Annotated in this window: 10 protein-coding genes; 2 read left to right on the plus strand and 8 right to left on the minus strand. The window is 65.8% G+C overall.

The window, feature by feature from the left end:
* Positions 1 to 334: 334 nt before the first annotated feature.
* Positions 335 to 6,607 (plus strand): amino acid adenylation domain-containing protein, encoded by a 6,273-nt coding sequence (locus tag ACW9IN_RS24905; RefSeq protein WP_457368324.1) that lies wholly within the window; start codon positions 335 to 337, stop codon positions 6,605 to 6,607.
* A gap of 167 nt (positions 6,608 to 6,774) precedes the next feature.
* On the opposite strand, the gene ACW9IN_RS24910 is transcribed toward ACW9IN_RS24905, so the two are convergent.
* Genes ACW9IN_RS24910 through ACW9IN_RS24940 form a run of 7 tightly spaced genes read right to left on the minus strand, consistent with a single transcriptional unit; the run spans position 6,775 to position 15,548 of the window.
* Positions 6,775 to 7,884: an LLM class flavin-dependent oxidoreductase gene (locus tag ACW9IN_RS24910; protein ID WP_457368325.1), complete on the minus strand. Its 1,110-nt coding sequence runs from the start codon at positions 7,882 to 7,884 to the stop codon at positions 6,775 to 6,777.
* Position 7,885: 1 nt separating this feature from the next.
* Positions 7,886 to 8,839 (minus strand): LLM class flavin-dependent oxidoreductase, encoded by a 954-nt coding sequence (locus ACW9IN_RS24915; protein WP_457368326.1) that lies wholly within the window; start codon positions 8,837 to 8,839, stop codon positions 7,886 to 7,888.
* Entirely contained in the window at positions 8,829 to 9,833 is a 1,005-nt protein-coding gene (locus ACW9IN_RS24920; RefSeq protein WP_457368327.1) for an LLM class flavin-dependent oxidoreductase, read from the minus strand. The genes ACW9IN_RS24915 and ACW9IN_RS24920 overlap by 11 nt, the downstream gene beginning before the upstream one ends.
* On the minus strand, positions 9,830 to 10,810 hold the full coding sequence (locus ACW9IN_RS24925) for an LLM class flavin-dependent oxidoreductase (RefSeq protein ID WP_457368328.1): 981 nt from the start codon (positions 10,808 to 10,810) through the stop codon (positions 9,830 to 9,832). The genes ACW9IN_RS24920 and ACW9IN_RS24925 overlap by 4 nt, the downstream gene beginning before the upstream one ends.
* Positions 10,807 to 11,721, minus strand: a complete 915-nt coding sequence (locus ACW9IN_RS24930) for a 5'/3'-nucleotidase SurE (protein ID WP_457368329.1) — start codon at positions 11,719 to 11,721, stop codon at positions 10,807 to 10,809. The genes ACW9IN_RS24925 and ACW9IN_RS24930 overlap by 4 nt, the downstream gene beginning before the upstream one ends.
* Positions 11,718 to 13,055: an LLM class flavin-dependent oxidoreductase gene (locus ACW9IN_RS24935; protein WP_457368330.1), complete on the minus strand. Its 1,338-nt coding sequence runs from the start codon at positions 13,053 to 13,055 to the stop codon at positions 11,718 to 11,720. The genes ACW9IN_RS24930 and ACW9IN_RS24935 overlap by 4 nt, the downstream gene beginning before the upstream one ends.
* A 57-nt stretch (positions 13,056 to 13,112) precedes the next feature.
* Entirely contained in the window at positions 13,113 to 15,548 is a 2,436-nt protein-coding gene (locus ACW9IN_RS24940) for a TonB-dependent receptor plug domain-containing protein (protein ID WP_457368331.1), read from the minus strand.
* A gap of 308 nt (positions 15,549 to 15,856) precedes the next feature.
* Here ACW9IN_RS24940 and ACW9IN_RS24945 point away from each other — a divergent pair, with 308 nt between their 5' ends.
* A complete protein-coding gene (locus tag ACW9IN_RS24945; RefSeq protein ID WP_457368332.1) occupies positions 15,857 to 16,867 on the plus strand; it encodes a P1 family peptidase in 1,011 nt (336 codons plus the stop codon).
* Positions 16,868 to 17,099: 232 nt separating this feature from the next.
* Here the strand turns inward: ACW9IN_RS24945 and ACW9IN_RS24950 are convergent, their stop codons facing one another.
* Complete coding sequence (locus ACW9IN_RS24950; RefSeq protein ID WP_457368333.1) at positions 17,100 to 18,440, minus strand: tetratricopeptide repeat protein; 1,341 nt, start codon at positions 18,438 to 18,440, stop codon at positions 17,100 to 17,102.
* Positions 18,441 to 18,688 lie beyond the last annotated feature (248 nt).

Genomic DNA, 18,688 nt, shown 5'->3' on the forward strand with positions numbered 1-18,688 from the left:
GCCATAAAAACAACGTCATTAAATCGACGTTTCTGACAATAAAATCAGCGTACGAAAAGTCGCACATCTGCTTTAGAGTTTTTTAACTATATGTTTTTAAAGGATTAAAAATTAATCTGGCGGTTTTTGTGAAAAATCGACAGCGGCAAGATATAGCCAATTTCCTACAGCTATTTAATCGTTTCAGCACTGAACCCTCAGCCAAGCCCGCACCGGTGTCCCGGATGTCCGGGTTTCGGGTGTCAGACGCGTCCTGGCGCGCATGCTCAAATCCGGCAATTTCGTCGCCATGGGCTAGCCTGCCTGGTCAGTGCCCCCCCATAAGAAGGATCTTATGAAGCTTTTTCCCCACTCCGCCCCGGGCGACGCTGTCGCGAAACAGGAAGCTTCCCTTCAGCCGGAAAGCTTGCCGCTCACTGCCGCCCAACAGGACATCTGGCTCGACCAACTGCGCCAGGGCACTTCACCGCTCTACAACATCGGCGGCTACGTCGACTTTGCCGGCGCGGTCGTGCCCGAACTGATCAGCCAGGCCGTCGAGCGGCTGGTGGCCAAGCACGATGCATTGCGCACCCAGTTGTTCAGCGATATCGACGGGATGCCGCGCCAGCGGTTCGCCCCGACGCTGGCGGTGCAGGTGCCGCTGCATGACGTTTCCTCCGACGCCGACCCGCAGGCCGCCTGCCAGGCGTTGATGCAGGCCCGGATGGCCCGGCCCTATGCGATGGAGGGCGAGCCGCTGTTCCGGTTTTTCCTGGTCAGGCTCGACGAGCAGCACTACCGCCTGGGCACCCAGGCCCACCACCTGATCCTCGACGGCTGGGGTTTCGGCCAGATGCTGCAATCCCTGGCGCGCCTGTACAGCGCTCTGGAGCAGGGCCGTCAACCCGAGGTGGTGGCACCGTCGTATCTCGACTTCATTCACGCCGACCAGCGTTACCATGCGTCGGCCCGTTATGCCCGTGACCGTGCCTATTGGCTGGATAAATACCAGGCGCTGCCGGAGCCACTGCTGACCGCACGCCACACCGCGCAACCGGCTTCGGCACCCAGCGCCACGCTGGCGCAACCTTTTGCGGTGTCATTGCTTGACCGCATGGAGCAAGTGGCCAACCGTTACCAGGCTTCGGCGTTCCATGTGCTGCTGGCGGCGATGTACGTGTACTTCACCCGCACCACTCAACGCGATGAATGGGTGGTCGGGCTGCCGATCCTCAACCGTTCCAACGCCGGGTTTCGCTCCACCGTCGGTCTGTTCACCCAGGTCAGCTCGGTGCGCCTGCAGTTTGACCGGCAACTGCCGTTCAGCGCCGTGGTACGTGGCGTGCGTGATCAGCTCAAGCAGGATTTCCGTCATCAGCGTTTCCCCTTGAGCGAAATGAACCGCGAGCTGGGCCTGCGGCGTGCGGATCGCGCGCAGTTGTTCGACCTGTCGGTGTCGTTCGAGCAGGACGACCATGACCTGCGCTTTGGCCAGGTTCAGGCGCGGGCGATCAAGGTGTCCAACCATCACGAGCCGTTGCCGCTGGCTATCCACCTGCGCAGCAACCGCTACCAGGACACGGCCTGCCTGCATTGCGTGTACAACCAGGCGTATTTCCGGCAGGACGAGGTGCAGGCGCTGGTGCAGCGTCTTACCTGGCTGCTGGAGCGAGGGGTGGAAAACACCGCGCTGAAGGTGCAGGAGCTGTCGCTGATCACCCCGGAAGAAGACGCGCAGTTGCAACGCTGGAACGCCACGACTCAGGCTTATGGCGCGCCGAAAACCCTGCATGAACGTATCGAGGCCCAGGCCGCCCGCACACCCGAGGCCGTGGCTGCGCTGTACCAGGGCCGTTCACTGAGCTATGCCCAGCTCAACCAGCAGGCCAACGCCCTGGCCCATCAGTTGCTGGAGCGCGGGGTCAAGCCGGATGACCGGGTGGCGATCGTGGCCCGACGCGGGCTGGACACCCTGGTGGGGCTGCTCGCGGTACTCAAGTCGGGGGCCTGCTACGTGCCGGTGGACCCGGCCCACCCCGCCGAGCGCCTGCACTACCTGCTGCACGACAGCGCCCCCGTGGTGGTGCTGACCCAGCATGACCTATTGCCGCGCCTGCCAGCGCTGGACGTTCCGGTGATCCAGCTCGACCGGCCCACCTTCCACCTGGGCACCAACCCGCGCGTGGCGGTCAGCGCCTCGAACCTGGCGTATGTGATCTACACCTCCGGCTCAACCGGCTTGCCCAAGGGCGTTATGGTCGAGCATCACACGGTCTCCAACCTGGTGGACTGGCATTGCCAGGCCTTCGACCTGCATGCCGGCAGCCACACCGCCAGCGTTGCCGGCTTCGGCTTTGACGCGATGGCGTGGGAAGTCTGGCCGGCGCTCTGCGTGGGCGCGACCCTGCATCTGCCACCGGCCCACGACGGTGCCGAAGATATCGATGCGCTGCTGGACTGGTGGCGCGCGCAGCCGCTGGACGTGTGCTTCCTGCCCACGCCGGTCGCCGAATACGCCTTCAGCCAGGGCCTGCCACACCCGACCCTGCGCACCTTGCTGATCGGCGGCGATCGCCTGCGTTCCTTCGCCCAGGCGCAGGGGTTCGCGGTGATCAATAACTACGGCCCCACCGAAGCCACGGTGGTCGCCACTTCCGGGCGTGTCGAGGTCGGCCGGCCGCTGCATATCGGCGGGCCCGTCGCCAATGCCACGGTGTACTTGCTGGATGAACAACAGCGCCGCGTGCCCATCGGCGTGGCGGGGGAGTTGTACGTCGGTGGCAAGGGCGTGGCGCGGGGCTACCTGAACCGTCCTGAACTGACCGCCGAGCGTTTTCTCGACGACCCGTTCAACGAAGGCCGCATGTACCGCACCGGCGACCTGGCGCGTTGGCTGCCCGACGGCAACCTGGAGTACCTGGGGCGCAACGACGACCAGGTCAAGATCCGTGGCGTGCGTATCGAGCTGGGGGAGATCGAATCTGCCCTGGCCGGGCATCCGGCGGTGCAGGAGGCTGTGGTGCAGTTTCGCGACGGGCAACTGCTGGCCTGGTTCGTACCGCGCGAGGCGGTGGCCATCGAAGCACTGCGTGCCCATCTGCAAGCATCGTTGCCGGACTACATGCTACCGGCGGCCTATGTGACGCTGGACACGCTGCCGCTGACCGCCAACGGCAAGCTTGATCGCAAGGCCCTGCCGGCACCTACCCAGGAGGCCTTTATCACCCGTGAATTCGAGGCGCCGCACGCCGGCGTGGAGACTACCCTGGCGCAGCTTTGGGCCGAGCTGTTGCAGGTGCAGCACGTCGGGCGACAGGACCACTTCTTCGAGCTGGGCGGGCATTCGCTGCTGGCGGTGCAACTGGTGCAACGCATGCGTCAGGCCGGCTTGCACGCGGATGTGCAAGTGCTGTTCGGCCAGCCGACCCTGGCGGCGCTGGCGGCGGCGAGCGAATACGCCGAAGTGGATGTCACCGACCTCGACGAACCGGACGCTGCCAGCCTGGCGCGCATCGTCGCAACCATTCCGGGCGGGGCGGCGAACGTGCAGGACATCTACCCCCTGGCACCCTTGCAGGAAGGCTTGCTCTATCACCACATCACCGACGCGCAGGACCCGTATCAGCAGCAGGCGCTGTTCAGCTTTGTCGGCCGCGAGCAACTGGACGCCTTCGCCCAGGCCCTGCAACAGGTGATCGACCGTCACGATATCTTGCGCACCAGCCTGGTGTGGGATGCCCTGGAACAACCGATGCAAGTGGTATGGCGCCATGCACCGTTGCCGGTCCAGCCCATGGGCGAAACCTGCCCGCCACTGGATCTGCGCCAGGCACCGCTGATGGCCCTGGACTATGCCGAACAGCCGCAAAACGCGCGCTGGGTCGCGCGGTTGCGCTTCCATCACCTGGTCAACGACGCCACCTCCACCACGATTCTGATGCAGGAAATCCGCGCCCATCTGCTTGGCCAGCAGGCTTTGCTGCCGGCGCCGGTGCCGTATCGCAACGTGGTGGCGCAGGCCCGCTCACCGGCCCGGCAAGTGGCGCACGAGGCGTTCTTCCGCGAGCGACTGGGGGATGTCGACGAGCCGACCCTGGCCTTCGGTTTGCAGGAGCGTCAGGCGGACCGGGCACAGACCGAAGAGGCCGAGCGGGCGCTCAACGACAACCTCAATCAACGCCTGCATAGCCAGGTGCGGGGCCTGGGCGTCAGCCTCGCCAGCCTGTTGCACCTGGCCTGGGCCCAGGTGCTGAGCCGCGTATCGGGACGCAATGACGTGGTGTTCGGCACCGTCCTGCTCGGACGTTTGCAGGCGGGCGAGGGCGCCGACCGCGCTCTGGGCATGTTCATCAACACCTTGCCGCTGCGCCTGCGCCTGGCCGGGCAGAGCGTGACGGAGGCGCTCAGCGATACCCATCTGCAACTCAGTGCGTTGCTTGCCCATGAACAAGCGTCCCTGGCGTTGGCCCAGCGTTGCAGCGCGGCATCGCCGCTGTTCAACAGCCTGCTCAACTACCGGCATACGGATGCCGAGCGCGACCTGAACCTGATCCCGGGCATCGCCTTGCTCAGCAGCGAAGACATCCTCAGCTACCCGCTGATGCTCACTGTGGACGACATCGGCAGCGGCCTGCGCCTCAAGGCCAAGGCACCGCGCAAGGTCGGCGCCGAGCGCCTGCTGGACTACCTCGAAACCGTACTGGTGCACCTGGCGGACGCGCTGGAACAGGCCCCGCAAACACCGCTGCATGACGTGCAGGTGCTACCGGCCAGCGAGCTGCAAACCCTGTTGGTGGAGCGCAACGATACCGTCATCGACTACCCCGACACCCTGACCGTGCAGGCGCTGTTCGAAGCCCATGCACGGCATACGCCCCATGCCGTGGCCGTGCAGGCCGGAGAGCGACAACTGACCTATTGCCAGCTCAATGAGCGTGCCAACCAGTTGGCCTACTACCTGCGTGAACGCGGTGTGCAGCCGGACACTCGGGTGGCGCTGTGCGTCGAGCGCGGGCTGGACCTGGTGGTGGGCCTGCTGGCCATCCTCAAGGCGGGTGGTGCCTACGTGCCGCTGGACCCGGGCTACCCGCGCGAGCGCCTGGCCTACATGCTGGAAGACAGCCAGCCGGTCGCGCTGCTGGTGCACGCCGCCACCCGCGATGTACCGGGGGAGGTGTCGATTCCGGTGATCGACTTCGACCACTGCGCCTGGAGCCAGGCGCCGACCGGCAACCCGCGAGTGCCGGGGCTCAGTGTCGCCAACCTGGCCTACGTGATGTACACCTCGGGTTCCACCGGCACGCCCAAGGGCGTGATGATCGAGCACCGTGGCCTGGGCAACCTGATGCACTGGGGCTCGCAACTGTGCCCGAACGCCGAAGGCGGCGCGCTGTTGCAGCGCGCGCCGTTCAGCTTCGACGGCTCGGTATGGGAACTGTTCTGGCCGCTCGCCAACGGCATGCGCCTGGTACTGGCGCGGCCCGATGGTCATCGCGAACCGGCCTACCTGGCCCAGGTGATTCGCGAGCAGCAGATCAGCGTGATCAAGTTCGTGCCGGCGATGTTGCAGCAGTTCCTCGAACTGGACGAGTCGGCGCTGTGCACCAGCCTCACCGATGTACTGTGCGGCGGTGGTGAACTTACCGAAGCCCTGGCCCGTGGCGTGCAGGCGCGCTTGCCGAACGTGCGCTTGCATAACGTCTACGGCCCCACCGAAGCCACGGTGGACAGCAGCGCCTGGACCCTGGAGCCTGGCGCGCCGGTGCCTGCGTTGCAACTGCCGATCGGTCGGGCGATCAACAACACGCGCCTGTACGTGCTGGATGAACACGACCGGCCCGTGCCGACGGGCGTCAGTGGCCAACTGCATATCGGCGGGGTTGGTGTGGCCCGGGGTTATCTGGGGTTGGCGCAGATGACGGCCGAGCGTTTTATCGACAGCCCGTTCGTGCCCGGGGACCGGTTGTATCGTACCGGCGACCTGGTGCGGTACTTGCCGGATGGCAACCTGGAGTTCCTCGGGCGCAACGACTTCCAGGTCAAGCTGCGGGGTGTGCGCCTGGAGCTGGGCGAGATCGAGTCCCGTTTGGCCGAGCATCCGGCGTTGCGCGAAGTGGCGGTGCTGATCCGCGATGAGCGCCTGGTGGCTTACTTCACGGTGCGTGGGCAAGCGCCGGGCCTGGAAGCCTTGCGCGCCCATGTGCTGGCGCAGCTACCGGAATACATGGTGCCGGCTGCCTTTGTGCAACTGGAGGCACTGCCCCTCAACCCTGCCGGCAAACTCGACCGCAAGGCCCTGCCGGAGCCGGGGTTGGAGGCGGTGGTCAGCCGGTCGTATGAAGCCCCGGTGGGCGAGGTGGAAACGCTGATGGCGGGTATCTGGGCCGAGGTCCTGAAACTGGAACGGGTCGGGCGGCACGACCATTTCTTCGAACTGGGCGGGCACTCCCTGCTGGCGGTGAACCTGGTGGCGCGCCTGCGCAAGGCCGGCCTGGAAGTGGACGCCCGCACCCTGTTCAGCCAGCCGACCCTGGCCCAACTGGCTACCTGCACCGTGACCCAGGTGCAGCGCGTGGAAGTCCCTCAGAGCGCCATCCCCCAACTCAACCGGCGGCGGCGAATCTGACCCTTGCGGAGTGCTTGAACTGCTCACCACAGTGAGTATTTCAGGCAGGCACCTTCTTTCAGGATCAAAGGTTTTTTTGTAGTGAGCGGGCTCGTCGAATCGTCGCACCGCCCGCGCCGGGCTGCGCAGCAGACCCAAAACCCTTCGATGCGGAGTGCCTGAACGTTTCAGGGATGCTTGCGCAGCAGTGGCAGCACCTCCGCCCCCACATGAATCGCCTCTTCCAGGTGTGGAAAGCCCGACAGGATAAAGCTGTCCACCCCCAACTGGTGATACTCCTCGATCCGCTCCGCCACCCGGGCATAGCTGCCCACCAGGGCGGTGCCGGCGCCGCCGCGTACCAGGCCCACCCCGGCCCACAGGTTGGCGGACACTTCCAGCTCCCGTGCGCCGCGGCCACGGCCTTGCATCAGTTGGGTCTGGCGGCTCTGGCCGACGGACTCATAGGTCGCCATCTGCCGTTGTGCCTGGTCGATGGCATCCTTGGGGATTTCTTCCAGCAGGCGCTCCACATGGGCCCAGGCCGCGTCATCGGTAGGCGCGGCGAACACATGCAGGCGCAGGCCGAAGCGCAGGCTGCGGCCCTGGGCGGCGGCGAGGTCGCGCATGCGCTGGATGCGTTCGGCGATCATCGCCGGCGGTTCGCACCACATCAGGTAGGTTTGCCCGTGGGCCGCGCCGACGCGTTCGGCGGCTTCGGAAGCGCCGCCAAAGTAGATGGGCGGCGCGATCGCTCCTGGCGCAATCGCGGTAGCGGCGCCGCTGCGGTAGTAACGACCCGGGTGCGACGACGGCTGGCCGGTCCACACGGCCTGAAATGCCTGGAGGAATTCGGCGGTGCGTGCATAGCGCTCGTCATGTTCCAGAAAATCACCCAGCGAGCGCTGTTCGAAACGGCTCGAACCGCTCACCACATGCAGCGCCAGGCGGTTCTCGCTGAGCAGTTGCAAGGTGGCGGCGCGGTGGGCGGTGTAGGCCGGCAGTTCGGTGCCGGGTCGCAGCGTGAGCAGGAATTTCAGGCGACGCACTTCCTGGGCCAGCACGGCGGTAATCAGCCACGGGTCTTCGAAACCGCTGGCCGTGGGTACGAGGATGCCATCGAAACCGGCCTGTTCGGTGGCGCGCACGATCTGGCGCAGGTAGTCCAGGGTCGGCGCGCGTTCGCCCTGCTGGAACAGCCCGACCTTGGGCAAGCCGCTGCTGGTGAGGTGGCGACCGTCGCCATTGGTGGGCAGGAACCAGTCCAGCTGGATCGGCGGGCGTGGATCGGCAGGCATGTTACGGGCGCTCCTTGCGCAAGAGAGGGACGACGTGCTCGCCAAAGCGCAGCACCTCACTGACGGCCGGGCCGCCTTCCACGATCAGATGGGTCAGGCCGAGGCCGTGCAGCTCCCGCAGGCGCGTGGCGACCTGCGGCGCAGTGCCCACCAGGATCAGCGGCTGCCCCGGCGCCAGTTGCAGCAGGTTCGGGTGCACCTCCCACTGACGCAACGGGTGGCGCGCGCGGGGCAGGGTAGCCAGCGGTTCGACGGGCATTGCCGGTACCGGTAACAGACTGGCGGCGGTTTCCCAGGCCAGGTCTTCGCTGTCGCCGAGGATCAGGCCGAAGGTACAAGCGAAATTCAACGCCGGTTGAATCGCTCGCCAGCGCTGTATTTCGGTGGCCAGCCACTGGGGATGGCCGGGCGCGAGCAGGCAGGTGCGAGCATGGGCAGCCACCAGCGCGTGGCTGTGGCTGTCGTCCAGCACCAGCGGTGGCGCGGGCAGTTCGCGGCGGGCGACGCCGGCGTTTTCCAGTTGGAAGTACAGGCCCTGGTAATCCAGCCCGCCGTCCTTGGGCGCAAGCAGTTGGCCGAGGATGTCCAGGTATTCGCCGATCCGCTCGCTGCGCTGGTCACGGTTGAGCCAATCACCGAAGGCACTGCGCTCGCTGTTGGGCAAGTGCACCTGCACGCGGTGGCCGCTGATCGATTGCAGGCTCTGCAAGGTAGTGGCCAATGCCGCCGGCAGCATCACTTCCGGCGGCACGCTCACCGACAGACGCACCCGCCGCGTGTGGGCGCACAAGGCCGCCGCCACTCCCAGGCTATCGGCGCACAGCGCACCGCCGGGGATCCACAGACCATCGAGCCCGGCGTACTCGACCGCCTGGGCCAACTGAATCCATTGCCCTGGCCGCGCCGCCCAGTCGGGGGTGCACAGGGGCATCAGCCAGCTGAATTCAAGGGGCATGCCCACACTCCGTTGTTGATCGTGGTTTCCAGCCCAGCGCCGGGGCGATGGTTTGCGCGAGGATTTCCAGGCGCTTGAGGATCTGCGCCTGGGTCGAGCTTTCGGCCTGGACCACGGCGATCAGGTGATCAGCATAAGGCAGCAGCGATGGGTCCTGTTGCAAGCTTTCGATCACTTCATCGGGATGGCCGTGGTGCACGTTCATCAGGCGCAGGTGCTCTTGCAGGTCCACGGCCTGATCGATCAGACCTTCGCGCTGCAGGCGCGGGATATGTCGCTCGATGTCCACCGCCAACTCAGCCTGGGCGCTGGCGCGGTCGGCGGCGGGGAACACCGCACGCACCACGCCGATGCGGGGTTTGCGATCCGTGTGGGCCCAGGCATGCAGGTACGCGTCGGCCAAGGGTTTCTGCACGGTCAACGGGTCGTGGGTGGCAGTGCCCAGCAACAGGCCGTTGCCCTGGCGCGCGGTATAGGCCGCGCCTTCGACACTGCCGTGTGAGTGCCACAAGCGTGTGCCCAGGCCCGGAGCCGGTGGTTGCAGGGTCAGTTCTCCGGTCAGCGGCCGGCCTTGCAACAGGTGTTGCAGATGTTGCTGGCGCTCGGCGAAATCGGCCTGGCGTTGGCTGGGGTCGCGATCGAAGGCGCTGAAGTTATCCAGGTTGGCGCCGCCGCTGCCCAGGCCCAATTGCACGCGTCCACCGCTCAAGGCATCCAGCACGCTGGCATCTTCGGCCAGGCGGATCGGGTCTTCGAACGGCAGCACGATCACCCCGGTGCCCAGTTCGATATGCCGCGTGCGTTCGGCCACCGCCGCCAGCAACACCAGCGGTGAGGGCAGGCGACCAAACCCGCCGCTGAGGTGATGCTGGGCAATCCAGCCGCTGTCGAAACCCAGGGCTTCGGCGACCTCGAACTGCTCGATCAGGTCACGGTAGACCTGCTGTGGATCATCGCCAAAGGCGTGGCTGAGAAAGCCCAGTTTGAAGGTCATGGTGCCGTTCCTGTGGGTTGCCAGCCGAGGGCCGGCGCAATGTGTTCACGGATGAATTCCAGGGTGCGGATCGCTTCGCGCAACGGTGTGCTGGTGGTCTGCACTTGCAAAATCAGGTGATCGTGGGGCGTGAGCGCCGGACCTTGCTGCAACTGCCCGATAATCTGCTGCGGCGAGCCGTGCAGCACGCCGAGACGCTGGAGCGTGGCGTTGAAGTCATCGCCCTGTGCCGCCTTGAGGATGCCGATGCGTTGCTGGCGCTGCACATAGGTTTGGATATCGCGGCGGGTGGCGTCGTCGGGGGAAGGCAGCAGCGCCTGTACCCGGGCCACGCGGGCGGGCGTACCGTTGTCGCCGGTCCAGGCGTTGCGGTAGCTGTTCACCAGCTCGACACCGGCCTCGGCAGGCAGCTGCGGGTTGGGCGCCATGACCAGGCCATGACCGCGCTCGGCAACGGATTCCACCCGCGAAGTGGCTTCCCATAGCCGATGGTTCAAGCCGCTGGCCCGTGGCGACAGGCGCGCGCCGCTGTCGGTCAAGGGCGCGTTGCCCAGGGCATTGATCAGTTGGCGCAGGTGCTGTTCGTAATCCCGGTGGCGAGCGTCGGGGTCACGGCCGAAGGCCAGGAAGGTCTCGGGGTCGAACCCCGCGCCCAGGCCCAGTTCCAGACGGCCATTGCTCAGCAGGTCGAGCACCGCCGCATCCTCGGCCAGGCGCAGGGGCGCTTCCTGGGGCAGCACGATAATCCCGGTGCCCAGGCGAATGCGCTGGGTGCGCTGGGCCACCGCAGCCAGCAGTACCAGCGGGGCGGGCAGGCGCCCCTGTTCACTGGCGAAGTGGTGTTGCGCCACCCAGCCGCTGTCGAAGCCCAGCGCCTCGGCGACCCGGAACAGCTCCTGGGTGTCGCGATAGACCTGGGGGGCAAAGCCCGGGCTGTAGACCCGGCTCAGAAACCCCAGGGAAAAACCTGCGCTCATGGTTGCACCTCGCGGGCCAGTTGCCGTTGCAGCGCGACGCTGGCGTCGATGGATTCCGGCACACCGCTGAACGGGCTGATGGTCAGGTAGCCCTTGTTCAGCCACACCGCTTCATCGTGCTGTTGCGCAGCGGTGGCGGCGGGGCTGTACTGGAAGCCGATGCCGGGTTTGCCGGGCAGGTTGAATGGCTTGAGATCGTCGGTGTACAGCGCTTGGAAACCCACGTAACTGCCCACGCGGGTGAATTTCACGCCTTTGATCGCAGTGGCCTTGGGCAGGTTGATATTCAGGCCCAGGCCCGGGGGCAGCAGTGCGCCGTCGGCCTGTCGATGCCGGTCGAGGGCGTGGACCAGTTTGGCGACCAACAGCGCGGCGCGCTGGGGATCCGTCTCTTTCAAATCCGTACTCACCGCCCGCGCCGGAATGCCCGCTTGCAGGGCCACGCTCGCGGCATTGAAGGTGCCGGACGCCATGTTGATCGCCCCCAGGTTGTTGCCGGGGTTGGGCCCGACGATGACCAGGTCGGGATGCGGCAACACCTTGTTCAGCCCCATCAACACGGCCATCACCGGCGTGCCGCTGATTTCTATCTGCACCTGTTTGCCGACGCAGTCGGCGCTCTGGCACAGGCCTTTTTCGGTGGTGCTGATGAAATAGCTGTCGGGGTAGGCGGGGTCGCTGTCGTGGCCCACCGTGACTTCACGCCCGAAGAAAAACGCCCCGCCCCGCGCACTTTGATCGCTTTGCGGCGCGGCGATCTTCACGCTGTGCCCCTGGGCTTTGAGTGCGGTGTAGAGCGCGCGGATATTCGGGTGCTGATAGCCGTCGTCGTTGCTCAGCAGAATGTTCAAGGCCAACGCCTTGGGCGCCAGCAGGCCGGTGCAGGCGAGCATCCAGGCGCGGCGTTTCATGCCGTGGCTCCCGCGCTGAAGCGGTTGACCGGGCGCGGCAGACCGAGGCTATCGCGCAAGGTGGTGCCTTCGTAGTCGAGGCGAAACAGCCCACGCGCCTGCAACAGCGGGATCACCCGGTCGACGAACAGGTCGATGGCGCCGGGGAAGTACGGGAAGAACACGTTGAACCCGTCGCAGGCACGGGCCTGGAACCAGGCGTCGAAGTGATCGGCCACATCCTCGGCGGTGCCGATCACCGGGTTGCCGCCGGCCAGGCGCAGGTACAGTTGGCGAATGCTCAGGTTTTCGCTGCGCGCCAGTTCCAGCACTTTGTCGCGGCGGCTGCCCCGTTGACCGATCGGGGTGTCGGGCAACGGGCCGTCGAGGTCATGCCCGGACAGGTCAATGTCATCCCCCAGGGTGTCGGCCAGCAGGCGCAGGCCCAGCACCGGGTCGATCAAGGCCTGGAACGCGTCGAACAGCGCCTGGGCTTCTTCGCGGGTGTCGGCAATGAACGGGGTGACACCGGGCAGGATCTTGACGTGGTCCGGGTCACGCCCGAAGGCGGCGGCGCGGGCCTTGATGTCCTGGTAGAACGCCTGGGCGCCTTGCACCGAGTGCGAGTGCGCGAAGATCAGTTCGGCCACCCGGGCGGCAAGGTTTTTACCGGGCTCCGAAGCGCCGGCCTGCACCAGCACCGGATGGCCCTGGGGCGGGCGCGCCACGTTGAGCGGGCCGCGCACGCTGAAGTGTTCGCCGTGATGGTTGAGCGTGTGCAATTTGCTCGCGTCGAAGTACTCGCCAGTGGCCTTGTCGCGGGTGAAGGCGTCGTCGTCCCAGCTGTCCCACAGGCCCTTGACCACGTCGTGGAATTCCTCGGCGCGCTGGTAGCGGTCGCCATGGTCCACATGGTGTTCGCGGCCGAAATTCCAGGCCTCGTCGGAAACCACCGAGGTCACCAGGTTCCACGCCGCGCGGCCTCTGGACAGATGGTCGAGGGACGCGAACTTGCGCGCGAGGTGGTACGGCTCGTTGTAAGTGGTGGTGGCGGTGGCGATCAGGCCGATGCGGCTCGTGACGGCAGCCAGGGCCGACATCAGGGTCAGCGGTTCGAAGTGTTCGGCCCGCGCAGTGCGGCTCAAGGCATCGTGATGATGCCCCCACAGCGCTACCACATCGGCGATGAACAGCGCGTCGAACTTGCCGCGCTCGGCGGTCTGGGCGATGTGTTTGAAATGCTCGAAATCCAGGCTGGCGTCAGCCTGGGCCAGCGGATGGCGCCAAGCGGCGACATGGTGACCGCTGTTGGCCAGGAAGGCCCCCAGTTTGAGTTGATCGGTGCGGCGGGTCATGAACAGGCTCCCATCGAAATCAGGCACGGAACCGGCGAACCGGCTCCGTGCATCGGGTCAGAAGTTGTAGGTCACGCCGGTGTACCAGTAGCCGCCGGTGGTGCCGTAGGGCGAGAAGTTGCCGTAGGGGAAGGCGCCCGAACTGCTCGGCAGGCCGGTGCGTTCCGGGTACTTGTTGAACAGGTTGTTGGCGCCCGCATTCAGGGTGATCGCCGGGGTCAGGTGGTAGTCGATGTTCACATCGGTGATCCACGCCGGCGAGAAGGTGCGGTCGAAGGCTTCGGCGGTGCCGTATTGGGTGTACTCGCCGTAGCGGGTCAGGTTCAGGCCGACTTCGAGTTTTTCGTAGGTCCAGGTGGTGCCCAGCAGCAACTTGGACTGCGGCAGGCCGTACTTGAGGTTGCCCTGGCGCTGACGGTCGTAGCCACCGTCCGGGCCCAGGGTCTGGGCGGCGATGGCGGAGGCGTGGATGTCATCGATCTGGGTGGTGTTCCAGTTGAAGCCCGCGGAGTATTTCAGGTTGCCCCAGGCACCCACGTCCTGGCGAAACTCGCCCACCAGGTCGACGCCCCGGGTAGTGGTGTCGAGGGCGTTGGTGAAGTAGGTGACGGCCTGGTTCGGGTTGAGCCCGGCGGCGGCGAGAATCGCGTTGATCTGGGCCGTGCCGCCGAGGTAGCCGGTTTGCGCGATGCGGTCCTTGATTTTGATCTGGTAGGCATCGAGGGTGATGCTGGTGGCGTCGGTGGGTTGCAGGGTGAAGCCGAGGCTGAAGTTGGTCGACTTCTCGGGCTTCAGGTTGCTGGCGCCGAGGGCCTTGGCCACGTCGGAATTGACCGCCACGTTGCGGTAGTCGAACAACTGGCCGTTGACGCTGGTCTGCGACGTGGAGCTGTAGATCTGCTGGGCCAGGGACGGCGCGCGGAACCCGGTGCTGACGGTGCCGCGCACGGCGAGGATCGGCGTCAGTTGGTAGCGGGTGGAGAATTTGCCGTTGGTGGTGGTGCCCGAGCCGTCGTTGTAATGCTCGTAGCGACCGGCCAGGTCCACGTGCCATTTATCGGTGAAGTCCTGGCCGATCTCGCCGTAGCCGGCCAGGCTGATACGGCTTTTCTCGGTGGCGTCGGCGGGGGTGGTACCGGCTCCGGAAATTGTTCCCGGCGGGATCAGCGCACCGTTGGCGCCGGTGGTGAACGGCCCGCTGGCATAGGAAGCGAGGTCGCCCTTGCCGATCTTGTAGTTTTCGTAGCGCTGTTCCAGGCCCCAGGAAATCTGCGTCGGCTTGTACAGGCCCAGGTCGAAGGCGCGGGTCAGGTCGAGGTTGTTGGTCCACTGGCTGAAAGTCTTGACGCCGGTGTCCACCGAGGTCGGCGAGTTGGGGCCGTAGCTCAGGTTGTAGGTGTCGGTGAGCGTCGCGCGCGCGTGGTCCTGGCCGAAGGTGCTGGACAGGTCGTAGTCCCAGCCGGCGGCCTTGCCCTTGCCGCCGAAGGCGACCTGGAAGTCATCCTCGATAAACCGCAGGTTGTCTTCGATGCCTTCCGGGTACGGCGTCTGGATGCCGTTGAAGCTCGAAGGCTGGTGGAACGCCAGGGGTTTTTCCGAGTTGCGATGGGTGTAGGTGGAGAACGAATACAAGGTCAGCGCGTCATCGACCGGCAACTCGGCGTTGTAACCCAGGCTGAAGTTCTTCGCTTCGGGCAGGCCGGTGCCGTAGTAGGTGTGCCGCTGGCTGCTGTTGCCGGCGGAGTCGGTGTACGGCGCGTTGTCGGAGCGGTCGGAGACGTTCTGCTTTTTCACGTCCAGGGCCAGGTTGATAAAGCCGTCGTTGGGCAGGGCCAGGCCGACGTTGCCGGTCTGGCGCACGGTTTCGCCGTCGCCGTTTTCATAGTTCTGGCCGTAGCTGGTGGACAGGCTGCCGCCGTGGTCGGTCTGCTTGAGCACCACGTTGACCACGCCGCCGATGGCGTCCGAACCGTACTGGGCCGAAGCGCCGTCGCGCAGCACTTCGACGTGATCCACCAGGGCGGTGGGGATCATGTCCAGGTCCACCGGCTGCGAGCCGGAGTTGAGGTAGGTGCCGTTGTTCAGCAGTGCGCTGTTGTGCCGGCGCTTGCCGTTGACCAGCACCAGCACCTGGTCGCCGTTGAGGCCGCGCAGGCTGATGGGACGCACCACCGAGGTAGAGCCGAAACCCGAGGACGCCGGTTGGTTCAGTGACGGCAGTACCTTGCTCAGGGCGCGGGTCAGGTCGCCTTGCCCGGTGGCCAGCAGTTGCTTGGACGAAATCACATCCACCGGTGCCGGGCTTTCGGCCAGGGTGCGCGCCTGGCCACGGTTGCCGATCACTACCACGGTATCCAACGGGTTGTCGCTGGCCGGGGCGTCGGCGGCGAGGGCCAGGCTGCTGTAGCTGGCCGCTTCGCACAGGGCGACGAACAACAGGGTATGGGCGAAGGCCTTGCCGGGTTGGCGGCCTGCGGTGCGTGTTGCATTCATGATGGGAAACACTCCAATGGGTGAGGCGTTGGGCCTGGGTCGAGGGCGGCTTGTTGGGTTCAAGCTCTGGTGGAAGGCTGGAGAGCAAGGCCTGTGCCATCTGTAAAATATGTTTTAAAACAGAGGCTTATTGATTGGTTCGGGCAAGGGTTGGTGTTTTTCTAACAGGCCCCAAGGCAGGGTGTTGGTTTTTGTGCAGAGGGTTTGGTCACGTGGCCAGCGGCATTCCGTCGCGATGGGGGGTTGGGGCTTGGCACAGCCCTTGCTCACCCCCAGGCCATACCTGAACCCAAGGAAGTTTTATCCGTATGCCCAGACCTGGCCCGCGCAACGCCCTTACCGATATTCCCGGCCTCACGGTCGGCCACGCCACGGACCTGCACGCCGACACCGGCGTCACGGTGATCCGCCCCGAGGGTTTCTGGACCGCCAGCATCGACATTCGCGGCGGCGGCCCCGGCGGGCGCGAAACCGCCGCCCTGGAGCCGGAAAACATGGTCGGCCAACTGCACGCCCTGGTGTTTTCCGGCGGCTCGGTGTTCGGCCTGGGCGCAGCGGACGGGGTGGCGGCGAAGCTGTCCCACGACGACGTGGGCCTGCATTTGAAGCCCGGCGCCCCGGCGATTCCCATCGTGCCGGCGGCGGTGCTGCATGACCTGGCCAACGGTGGCGACAAGGCCTGGGGCCTCGACCCGCCTTATCGACGCTTGGGCATCCAAGCACTGGAGAATGCCAGCCAGGCGTTCGCACTGGGCGCGGTGGGCGCCGGGCGCGGCGCCATGGCCGGGGTGCTCAAGGGCGGGCTGGGCAGCGCCTCCCTCGACCTGGGCGAGGGGTTGATCGTGGCCGCGCTGGTGGTCGCCAACCCCATCGGCTCGGTGTACATGCCCGATGGCAAAACCTTCTGGGCCTGGCCTTGGGAAGTGGCAGGGGAGTTCGGCGGCCAGCGCCCGCAAGGTGATATGGATTGCAGCGACCCGATGCCCGAATTGTCACGGCTGGACTCCATGGGCCGCCTGCAAGCCGGCGCCAACACCACGCTGGTGGCGGTCGCCAGCACGGCGCGCATGACGGTTGCCGAGTGCAAGCGCGTGGCGATCATGGCCCAGGACGGCATCGCACGGGCGGTGCGTCCGGCGCACCTGCCCTATGACGGCGACACGGTGTTCGCCCTGGCGTCGGCGGCGGTGGCCTTGACCGACGGGCCACGACGCCAGGTGGAGATCGGCAGGATCGGCGCGGCAGCGGCGGATTGTGTGGCAAGAGCGATTGCGCGAGGCGTTTTTGCGGCCACGCAAAGCAGCCATGGGCAGGCTTGACCTGAGCGGGCTTGCAGGGGGAGCGGGCCTACTGTGATGAACAGAACTTATTGTGGTGAGCAGGCTTGTCCTGCGCTGGGGCGCGAAGCGGCCCCAAAAGCGGCTGCTTCAATCTGCCTGGAAACACGCGGGATCCTTGTTGGGTCTGCTGCGCAGACCAGCGCGGGCGGTGCGACGATTCGACAAGCCCGCTCACTACAAAAGTTGCGTTTGATTCTGAAAGCAAAGTGGGTCAGGTGAATCGTGAGACGCGTGCCTGGGCTTTCGCTGCTTGCTCCGGCAATCCCAACGCCTCGTACACCTGCACCAGGCTGCGATTGGTCGGCACGTCCCAGCCGTCATAACGACGCCGCAATTCCAGGGTTTGCTGGGCGGTGAACCAGTCGCCCGTTTGCAGCCGGGCATCCAGTTCCACCTGGGCGAAGAGGTCGCGCTGGGCATGGCTGCCGCCGATTTCGTTCAGGCGTGGCAGGGCGATGTTCAGCTGTTCCAATGCCTGCTGCCAATCACCCCGTGCATGGGCCAGCAAGCCGTTGGCCAGCGGCAGGGTCACTTCGCCCCATACCGGGCGCGCATCGACGCTGTGGTGGCGCAGGGCCGACAACAGCACATCCGCTTCGGGTTTGCCGGCCCGCGCCAGGCCGTACAGATATTGCACGCTGAGAAACGGCTGCACGGTGTCGTCCACCCGTCGTTGCAGGTAGGGCGCCAGCGCCTGCCAACGCTCGTCCACGTCGATGCCGGCCAGTTCCAGGCGCGCGAGCAATGACACCGCGCCCACCTGGTCCTGGGAGTATTCCGGCAGGATGCCCCACACGTGGCGGTCATAGATTTCCAGCACCCGTCGGTCCTCTCCGCGCGCCAGGTGGAACAGCGCCAGGTGCCACCAATTGTGGGTGTACATGAACGAGTTCAGCCCCTCCCAGTGATGGGAAACTCCCTCGAGAAACGCGATGCCTTCTTCGATACGCCCCTGGGTCAGCATCACATGGGCCAGGGCATGCTGGGCCCAGGGTTCGGAGGGTTGCAGGCGCAGGGCTTCGCGGGCGCTGGCCTCGGCCTCGTCGAGCAGGTGACATTGCTCGTAGGCGAAGGCCAGCAGGCCGTGACTGTGGGCGATATCCGGGGCGCCCGCGGTGGCCTTGAGACCGATGCGCAGCAGCGCCGGCCAGTTGCCGCGGTTGAACTCCAGGTACTGGCTGAGCTTGGCGGCGAACAGGTCGCGGGGGTAGCGGTCGAGCAGGCTTTCGCTCAACTGCAGGACTCGATCAAGGTCGTCGTTGATCCAGGCCTGCAGCACATCAAGGTAGAGCTGCGCGCGCGGGTGATCGGCGTGTGCCGCACGCTGCCGGTATTTCTCCGCCAGTGCCGGGCCTTCGGGTGACTCGATGAACATCAGCAGCAAACCGGCGAAGGCATTGGCCAGTGCCGATTCGGGGTCGGCATCGGCGACGGCCAGGATGCGTTCGGCGCGCGGCTGGTAGCCGAGGAAGCCGCCGATGAAGTCGTCCAGTCCCTGGCGGGTGGACGGGTCGAGGGTGTCGATGGGGTTGCCGAGGTAGTCCAGTGACATGGGATAGAGGCTCGTGGGGGCGGATCAGGATCACAGGGCAAACCCTGTGCCATCTGAACACCCCAGGCCTCTTGTGGGAGCGGGCTTGCTCGCGAATGCGCTTGCTGATTGTTCCCACGCTCCGCGTGGGAATGCCGCCCTGGACGCTCCGCGTCCGCTTTTGAAGTCGTGACGCGGAGCGTCACAGGATGCGTTTCCACGCAGAGCGTGGGAACGATCGGGCACTGACCCACCGCGTTCGCGAACAA

The organism is Pseudomonas sp. SDO5271_S396 (assembly GCF_054071795.1).

What these genes read in the sequence shown, in the direction of transcription:
- ACW9IN_RS24935 (WP_457368330.1), bottom strand. Translation starts at nt 13,055, where the DNA reads ATGACCCGCCGCACCGATCAACTCAAACTGGGGGCCTTCCTGGCCAAC.
- ACW9IN_RS24925 (WP_457368328.1), bottom strand. Translation starts at nt 10,810, where the DNA reads ATGAGCGCAGGTTTTTCCCTGGGGTTTCTGAGCCGGGTCTACAGCCCG.
- ACW9IN_RS24930 (WP_457368329.1), bottom strand. Translation starts at nt 11,721, where the DNA reads ATGAAACGCCGCGCCTGGATGCTCGCCTGCACCGGCCTGCTGGCGCCC.
- ACW9IN_RS24910 (WP_457368325.1), bottom strand. Translation starts at nt 7,884, where the DNA reads ATGCCTGCCGATCCACGCCCGCCGATCCAGCTGGACTGGTTCCTGCCC.
- ACW9IN_RS24915 (WP_457368326.1), bottom strand. Translation starts at nt 8,839, where the DNA reads ATGCCCCTTGAATTCAGCTGGCTGATGCCCCTGTGCACCCCCGACTGG.
- ACW9IN_RS24905 (WP_457368324.1), top strand. Translation starts at nt 335, where the DNA reads ATGAAGCTTTTTCCCCACTCCGCCCCGGGCGACGCTGTCGCGAAACAG.
- ACW9IN_RS24950 (WP_457368333.1), bottom strand. Translation starts at nt 18,440, where the DNA reads ATGTCACTGGACTACCTCGGCAACCCCATCGACACCCTCGACCCGTCC.
- ACW9IN_RS24945 (WP_457368332.1), top strand. Translation starts at nt 15,857, where the DNA reads ATGCCCAGACCTGGCCCGCGCAACGCCCTTACCGATATTCCCGGCCTC.
- ACW9IN_RS24920 (WP_457368327.1), bottom strand. Translation starts at nt 9,833, where the DNA reads ATGACCTTCAAACTGGGCTTTCTCAGCCACGCCTTTGGCGATGATCCA.
- ACW9IN_RS24940 (WP_457368331.1), bottom strand. Translation starts at nt 15,548, where the DNA reads ATGAATGCAACACGCACCGCAGGCCGCCAACCCGGCAAGGCCTTCGCC.